Source organism: Brevibacterium sp. HMSC07C04 (assembly GCF_001815905.1).
Classification (GTDB): Bacteria; Actinomycetota; Actinomycetes; order Actinomycetales; family Brevibacteriaceae; genus Brevibacterium.
Window position 1 is genome coordinate 23,064 of sequence record NZ_KV823255.1, and the last position, 7,735, is coordinate 30,798.

Sequence of the window (7,735 nt, forward strand, 5' to 3'; positions counted from 1 at the left end):
CTCTCGACCCTTCAAGTACCTACGATCCCAAGGAGAATCACCATGAATGACCCGAAGAACCAGCCCGACTTCTGGAACAGCCCCAAGCCCGAGCCCACACCGAGCGCTGCTGCCCCTGTCGACGCCGACCAGCGCCAGCACAACCGCGGCGGCCGCGGGTGGATCTGGTCCTCACTCATCATGAGCGGCCTGGCGGTCATCGGCGCAATCGTCATGCCGCACTTCGCTGCGATCCTCGCCATCTTCTCGGCAGGATCGGCCTGGAACGGTATCCGACTTAGCACGGGCACCCCGAAACTCGGTGTCGGAGCGCTGATCGCCGCCATCGTCGTCTTCGTCGCGGCCGTCATCTACACGATCGTGAGCTACTACATCTTCCTGCCCTCGGCCTGGGAGAATGTGCAATGACCACGCGCGCATACGCCCAGCCCGTGAACCACGCGGAAGGCCCCGATCCGATGACTCGCGTCACGCAGCACGAGACGCACAAGAGGAACCCATTCGCCGTGTGGACACGCACTGCACGCCTCGAGCCGCACGGGGGCCTCACCGCCGCCTACAGCATCCCGGGCACTGTCAGTACTTTTCACCTGTCCACCTTGATGGAGGTCCAGCGACAAGCCGGAATCGTTCACGTCCACCGTGGCCTCGGCATCCCATACGACCACGTGTTCGTCCTCGACCTCATCGAACTGCGGTTGCACGAACACGTCGAGAGGATCCCGGTATCCGGCATCGTCAACGTCACGGTGACGAACTCCGACCGGGGCGCGCGCAGGCGACTCGATCAGGAGTACACCATCGTCACGCAGGACGGCCGCGTTGCGAAGGGCCGGACACGGGCTCGATTCATTCCACGCCCGGTCTACGAACGGCTGCGCCAACGCAACCCGATCGGGACGCCAGATCACGGGGACCGGGACCTGGAATCACCGGAGATATGGCACGACCACCCGTTCGTTATAGATGACACCGACCCGATTCTCTCGGATCACGCCTCTGACCGACGTTCCGCAGAATTCGGGGGTTCTGGAGCCAGGGCGGGAGGGTCGTAGCCTTGCGACCTGCGCGGGGACGCTGGAGGGCTAGGGTCACGAGCCGTTTCGCCTAGATACACACTTTGCGTGTCGCTACGGCGTCGTACAGGGCTGCTTGCGTTAGTATCTAGGTGTGTACATTCGGACGGTGAAGCGGCGCACGCGGACCAGTGAGGTCAGCTATGTGCAGCTGGCGCACAACGAGTGGGATCCGGTCAAGGCCCGCTCGGTGCCCAAGGTGCTGCACTCCTTCGGCCGGGCTGGTCAGGTCGACGAGGAGGGACTACGCCGCCTGGTCGGTTCGGTGCAGCGGTATCTGGGCGAGCCCGACGACGACCGAGCGGCCACCTCGTCCCTGGAGCCGGTGGATTCTCGCCCGGCGGGCGGGGCGCTGCTGCTGGACGGGCTCTGGCGACAGCTGGGTCTGGACACGGTGATCACCAAGGCCGCGCAGACGGGTCGGGGGCGCAAGCGGGACCTGGGGGCGCTGGAGCGGACCCTGTTCGCGCTGGTGGCCTCGCGGGCGCTGGCTCCGTCCTCGAAGCTGGCCGCCGCCGAGTGGATGAACCACGACGTTGCGATCCCGGGCCTGGCCGAGGTCGCTGGGGAGATCGATGAGGATGCCTGCTACCGGGCGATGGACTGGCTCCACGCGGCTGGTGAGGGGTTCGAGAAGGCGGTGTTCGACCAGGTCGCGGACCTGCTGAACCTGGAGGTGGACCTGCTGTTCTTCGACACCACCTCCACCTACTTCGAGGCCGATTCCGACGAGCCCGTCGTCCGCGACCAGACCGGCCGGCCCACCGCCGAGGACTCCGAGGCCGCCGAGGCGGAGAGCACTGGTGCGTTCCGCACCCACGGCAAGTCGAAGGACCACCGCGATGACCTGCCCCAGATCGTGATCGGCATGGCCGTCACCCGCACCGGGATCCCGATCCGGGTGTGGTGCTGGCCGGGCAACACCTCCGATTCGGCGCTGATCCGCCAGGTCCGCAGCGAGCTGCGGGACTGGTCCTTGTCCCGGATCGTCTATGCCGCTGACCGCGGGTTCACCTCCGCGGCGAACCGGCGGGAGCTGATGGCCGGCGGGGACGGCTACATCCTCGGCGAGAAGCTCCGCTCCAACTCTCCCGAGGCGAGAGCGGCTCTGTCCCGGCCGGGGAAGTACCGGCAGATCCGGGCGAACCTGCACGTCAAAGAGGTCAACATCGCGAAGACGACCGGGGCGGCGGATCGGTTCGTGGTCTGCTCCAACCCCGAACAGGCCGACCGTGATGCCCACACCCGCGCCGAGATGCTCACCAAGCTGACGACGCTGATCGCAGGCACCGACCGGCTCTCCACGACGAAACGAGCCGAGATCCGAGGGAAGATCTCCACGATGCCCGGGCTGAACCGGTACCTGCGCACCACCAGTTCGGGACTGCTGAGGATCGACAAGAAGGCCATCGAGCGGGAAGCGAACCTGGATGGGAAGTACCTGCTGCGGACCTCGAACCCGCACCTGTCCGCGGAGGACATCGCGCTGGGCTACAAGCAGCTGCTCGAGGTCGAACGCGGCTGGCGCGACATGAAATCCACGCTCGACCTGCGGCCGGTGTTCCACCGCCGCGAGGACCGCATCCGCTCCCACGTCACCCTGTGCTGGCTCGGCCTGCTGATGATCCGACTGCTGGAGAACCGCACGGACCAGACCTGGAACCAGATCCGTCGCCAGGTCCAACGCATCCACCAGGTCACCCTCGCAGGCGACGACGGCACCGTTCAGACTCTGACCCGGCCCACCGCCGAGCAGAACCAGCTGTTCGCCACCGCCGGACTGCAGGCCCCGAAGCGTCTGACGGCGATGACCCCCGCGGCCTGACCCCCCCACCCTCTCGGACGCTAGATACACGCCCTGCACCTGCCGCAGAGGCTGTTACCGCAGGCCAAATCGCACATTCATGTCTCTAGACGCAACCAATTCTGCGGAACCCCGGTCTGACCACGTCTCCGCAATGAGCGTCGTGTGCGCCCTCGAGCGCATCCTCGGGGCAACCACAGGCGAACCTCAGCTGAGATCCCTGCAGCTTGAGTTCCTTCACTACACCGAACTCGAGCCGCGACCGATCATCCGGTTGCAGAAGACCGAAGGCGATAATGTCGCAGGACGGCTCATGCAAGACGGCGTAGGCAAGGCAGCGTTCGCGGGTACGCGTGTACCTGCACTAGCTGCCAAAGTGCAGGAGGGAGTGGCTGATGAGCACTGAAGGGAGAGTTGTCGTCGTGACCGGCGCCTCGGGAGGGATCGGGCAGGCGATTTGCAGCCGGCTCGTCGCGGAGGGCTACGCCATCATCGCGCAGTATCACCGCGGCGAAGAGAAGGCCAAACACCTCCGAGACCGGGTGAACGACGCGGGTGGACATCTCTCGCTCGTCCGGGCTGACCTCCGCGAGCAGGACGCGGTCGACCGCATCGCTGCGGAGGCTGCTCGTGCCGAAGAGGACGGTCTGGTGCTCCACGGACTCGTCAACAACGCGGCGAAGCTGCTCAGCCCCTCGTTCTTGGACACGACTCCCAAGGATTTCGACGAGTACTTCGCCATCAATGTGAAAGCGCCGCTGTTCCTATCCCAGGCGCTTATGCCGCGAATCCGCACGGGAGGGGCCATCGTGAACGTCTCCTCAGCGAGTGCTCATTTTTCTAGCTCGGGGGATCTGGTCTACGCGATGAGCAAGGCTGCCCTGGAGTCGTTGACGGTTAATATGGCCGAAGCTATCGCGCCCTCGGGTGTACGTGTCAACTACGTAATCCCCGGGTTCACGAACAACGGGCATCGAGCCTTCGGCGACGAGCGCGTTCGAGAGTACATGTCGTCCTTCTCAGTTCTTGGAAACGTGTCGCAGCCAGCGGATGTCGCCGCCGGAGTGCATTTCCTCCTCTCGGATGAGTCCTCTCGCACCACCGGTACTGGGCTGGACGTAAGTGGTGGCAGCACTCTAGGCGCGCGGGGAAGGCGTGAAAACTCGGTGTCTGCATTACTCGACCGTGAGGCTTGACACGCGGACGATGTCGACATTGAGCCGATTCTCGCGAGCAGGGCGAGTGGGCGGCTAGATCCTGACATCATGTGAGGTGTTAGCCCGGATCAATCACAAGTTACCAAATGTGGCTAATCCCACTTGCGCCCCGTCTACTGTGACGTGCGCGTCGGCAAGCGCGAGGCAACCAGGCGGTGTCCTCGAGCCCTGTGCCCTCAGTCACGGGCTTTTCGACCGCGACCCGCGCGGCGCGTGATCTTGTGCGAGCATCGAGTCGAGAACCGTGTCGCTGATCTTGTCGAGGGCCCTTCAGTAACTGCCTCGGGAGTGAGCTGGTGGTAGCTTGCTCTCTTTTCCTTCAGATTTTTGTCGACTGCCCGGTCGATTCATCGGCTGCAGTGAGGTTTGATAGTTCTAAAATAGAGTGTTGATCCTTGCGCGGGTGATGGTGGATCGCATATGTGTAGAACATAGCGAATACGTGGGCAGACTTCACCTTTCTTCCAGTCCATCGCTTGCCACCACAAGAGCCGCCGTTAGGAGATGTCGACGGCAGACTGTCCAGCGTCCTCGTATGCAACTCAAGTCGATGCCGTTAAATGCGGGAGCTGGAATACGTAGGTGTCCTGCGAATGTACTAGCCTCGATTGATACTTCGCATTGGGTGAAATCGAGCCATGACTCTGTCAGCGGAAACCAGGTCTTAAAGATGCTCTCCTTTATGCTGAAAAGGAGGCGGTCCCAGGCAACATACGGCTCGGACGATACGAGGTAACGGATTGCTTGTGCCTCGTTTTCGGACATTATCAAATCCGCCACCTCCACGGGGAGCGGCTCGTTGATCTCGGCGTCAATTCCAACCGCAGCCATGTCGGCTTTTGATGCAACTGCGGCGGCTCTGTATCCATCGCAGTGCGTCATGCTGCCGACAATCCCATCTGGCCAAATTGGTTCGCGCCGCCGGCCGGACAAGATGGGAACAGGAGGGTATCCGAGCTGTCCTAGGGCTTGGCGGGCGCAGAAACGTACGGTTGCGAATTCCCGGCGTCGCGACCGGACTGCATCTACCGCCTGTGCCTTCTCCTCGATAAAGAGCTCCGATTCGCTCACATCCTCGTCGGTCTCTTCGACAGCGATGGCAACAGGGAGAATTGCGCGAAAACTGTCAGGACTGTGTAGAGTCTCATGCATACGAAATCCGCGTATTTTCTATTTGGATATTGTTGAGCCCTCGTTCTATTCCTTCTTCAGGCCGAGGTTCTGGCGGATGGCGTTGGCATCAATTTTGCCGATGGTCGTGAGTGGAAGTGCGGGCATACATTCGACGACGTCAGGGAGCTTGTGCGCGGCGATCCCTTCGGCAAGCAAGAATTCCCGCAGTTGCTTAAGGGTCGGCGGGGTGCCTGAGGGGACAATGACCGCGCAGATCCGCTGATCCACACCGTCACCTGCGATCCCGACCACTGCACAGTCGCTGATAGCGGGGTGTTCTCGTAGGATGTCGGTGATGTCATCGGTGGCAATAGACTCCCCGCCCTTGCTGATTGTTTCGTTGACTCGACCCGAGACGACCAAGTTTCCGTCGCTCAAGCGTCGAACACGGTCGCCAGAACGATAGAAGCCCTCGCTCGAAAAGGCTCGTTGGTTGATCTCATCCTCGGCGACGTATCCGCGGATGGTGTAGGGACCTCGGGCCCAGAGTTCGCCGTCCTCACCGGAAGGCACGTCTTTCCCATTTTCGTCGACTATCCGGATTTCATCCAGGGAGGACAGAGGCCGTCCTTGGGTGTTATCGGTGATGTCGTCGGGGTCATCAAGGTGGGTAAAGTTGAGCAGTCCTTCGGCCATGCCGTAGACCTGTTGCACAGTCACCTGCCAGTCAGTTCGAACTCGACGGGCAAGGCTGGCGGGCAGCCGTGAGCCGCCGGCCTGCAACAGTTCCATGCTGGACAGATCGGGGTGCTCCCATTCGGCGGCGTCGAGCCAGACTTGCACGAGCGAGGGGACGAGTGCGGTATGCGTGACCCGGTGCTGCGCGATGAGGGTAAAGCACTCGTCTGGTGCGGGCGATGGCGCCAGAACCACGGTGCCACCGGACGCCCATGTACCGAGAATTCCGGGACATGCGAGTACGAAGTTGTGCGCTGTAGGAAGAGCGGCAAGATAGACGGTGTGGGAATCGAAGCAACAGAGCTCGGCGGAAGCGCGGGCGTTGAAGGCGTAGTCGTTGTGGGTGCGCGGAATGAGCTTCGGTACGCCGGTAGTGCCTCCGGACAGGAGCAGAAGCGCGATGTCGCCCGGGTCCGCACTCTCATCGCTTGGCACACTCGCAGGGTCCGCGTCGACGCGTGCCAACGATAGGTGGGGTCCCGGATTTCCGTCGACGAAGACCTGTCGAAGTTGAGGAGCTGCTGACTGTACTTCGGCAGCGAGATCCCGGTAGTCGAAGCCCCGCTCACGATCGACCGTCACGTAGGCAACGGCTCCAGAACGTCTCGCGAGGGCGGTGATTTCCCTGTGTCGATGCGCCGGCATAGTGAGGATCGGCACGGCACCGACACGGATGAGTGACAGCAATACGATCGGGAACTCGATACGATTGGGCACCTGCACCAGTACCCGGTCACCCGGACGGATACCTTGACCAGACCACCCTGCCGCCCGGCGGGCAACTCTGTCGGCGAGTTGCGTGTATGTGAGCTTCTCCACGCCTGCTATCACGGCAATCGCATCAGGGCTCCTGAGACACCAGTCGTTGAATTCCTCGGTGAGAAGTCGGTCTGCCCACGCTCCAGCTCGTCGGTAGGTCAGGGCGGCGTCGTTCGGCCACGTGGTCAGGCCGGATGGTCGGATAGGTGGTGTGAGGGTCATATGGAGGCTCCTGGTCTCGAACAGTGGGTTGCAGGCGCAATTACGGGGTGGACGGCCAGTTGGTGAGCTCGGGTGCTAACGCACTGGTGACTTCGCTGACGGCCGTTCGAGGATCCTCGGCGAGATAGAAGTGCCCGCCGCGCAGCACCCGGATCTCGAACAAGCCACGGGTGACGGCCGCCCATTGTCGTCCGTCGGCCGGGCTGGCTTCTGAGTCACGATCGCCGACGATTGCGGTAACCGGCGTCTCAATCATGGGAATGCATGCCTCGCTCGGAGCGGTGCCCGGTTCAAGCGCGCTGGGCTGGTAGGTCTCCGCGAGTTGGTAATCGGCCCGGATCGTGGGGAGTAGCAGCGAGCGGATCTCGGGATCGTCCAGGACTGGCGAAGCGGTCCCACCGAGCCGACGCAGATCTGCGACGAGCTGGTCATCGCTGGCCAAGTGCAGGGTGCTTGCCCTCCGGATGTGCGGTGCGTGCCGGGCAGACACGATCAGACGGTCAGGCTGGAGGTCTTGGTTCTCCAAGAGTCGGGTGACTTCGAAGGCAATGGCTGCTCCGAGGCTATGCCCGAAGAGTGCCCACTGTGGTCTAGGGCGCTCTCGAAGTTCACTGGCAACGGCGGCCGCGACCTCGTCAGCGAGTGCTGACACGGTCCCTGGCACAGGCTCGGATATCCGGTCCTCGCGGCCGGGATACTGGACGCCGAGGAGTTCGACCCGTTCGGGTGTGACAGGTATCCACCGTCGGAAATAGCTTGACGCTCCACCGGCGTGGGGTAGGCAGATCACGGTCAGGTCAGGTGTA

General features: G+C 62.8%; 8 protein-coding genes. 5 read left to right on the plus strand and 3 right to left on the minus strand.

Annotated elements, in window-relative coordinates:
* Nucleotides 1-42 precede the first annotated feature (42 nt).
* From HMPREF3162_RS05130 to HMPREF3162_RS05150, 5 genes are all read left to right on the plus strand, one after another.
* A complete protein-coding gene (locus tag HMPREF3162_RS05130; RefSeq protein ID WP_070574221.1) occupies nucleotides 43-408 on the plus strand; it encodes a hypothetical protein in 366 nt (121 codons plus the stop codon).
* Entirely contained in the window at nucleotides 405-1,055 is a 651-nt protein-coding gene (locus tag HMPREF3162_RS05135; protein ID WP_070777121.1) for an AfsA-related hotdog domain-containing protein, read from the plus strand. The genes HMPREF3162_RS05130 and HMPREF3162_RS05135 overlap by 4 nt, the downstream gene beginning before the upstream one ends.
* Nucleotides 1,056-1,185: 130 nt before the next feature.
* Nucleotides 1,186-2,901, plus strand: coding sequence for an IS1634 family transposase (locus HMPREF3162_RS05140; RefSeq protein WP_218079172.1), 1,716 nt, complete (start codon nucleotides 1,186-1,188; stop codon nucleotides 2,899-2,901).
* Between the two features lie 133 nt (nucleotides 2,902-3,034).
* Nucleotides 3,035-3,286, plus strand: coding sequence for a hypothetical protein (locus HMPREF3162_RS05145; protein ID WP_070777123.1), 252 nt, complete (start codon nucleotides 3,035-3,037; stop codon nucleotides 3,284-3,286).
* Nucleotides 3,276-4,076 carry an SDR family NAD(P)-dependent oxidoreductase gene (locus tag HMPREF3162_RS05150; protein WP_070574224.1) on the plus strand — a complete coding sequence of 267 codons (801 nt, stop codon included), beginning with the start codon at nucleotides 3,276-3,278 and terminating at the stop codon, nucleotides 4,074-4,076. Before HMPREF3162_RS05145 ends, HMPREF3162_RS05150 begins: the two co-directional genes overlap by 11 nt.
* 474 nt (nucleotides 4,077-4,550) lie before the next feature.
* Here HMPREF3162_RS05150 and HMPREF3162_RS05155 read toward each other — a convergent pair whose 3' ends face one another.
* From HMPREF3162_RS05155 to HMPREF3162_RS05165, 3 genes are read right to left on the minus strand one after another with little or no spacing between them, the layout of a single operon-like run.
* The gene (locus tag HMPREF3162_RS05155; protein WP_070574226.1) at nucleotides 4,551-5,249 is read right to left on the minus strand and encodes a 4'-phosphopantetheinyl transferase family protein; all 699 of its coding nucleotides are present in this window, start codon (nucleotides 5,247-5,249) and stop codon (nucleotides 4,551-4,553) included.
* A 45-nt stretch (nucleotides 5,250-5,294) separates the two neighbouring features.
* Nucleotides 5,295-6,929 carry a (2,3-dihydroxybenzoyl)adenylate synthase gene (locus HMPREF3162_RS05160; protein ID WP_070574228.1) on the minus strand — a complete coding sequence of 545 codons (1,635 nt, stop codon included), beginning with the start codon at nucleotides 6,927-6,929 and terminating at the stop codon, nucleotides 5,295-5,297.
* 40 nt (nucleotides 6,930-6,969) lie between these two features.
* Nucleotides 6,970-7,719, minus strand: coding sequence for a thioesterase II family protein (locus HMPREF3162_RS05165; RefSeq protein ID WP_256278280.1), 750 nt, complete (start codon nucleotides 7,717-7,719; stop codon nucleotides 6,970-6,972).
* Between the last annotated feature and the right edge of the window lie 16 nt (nucleotides 7,720-7,735).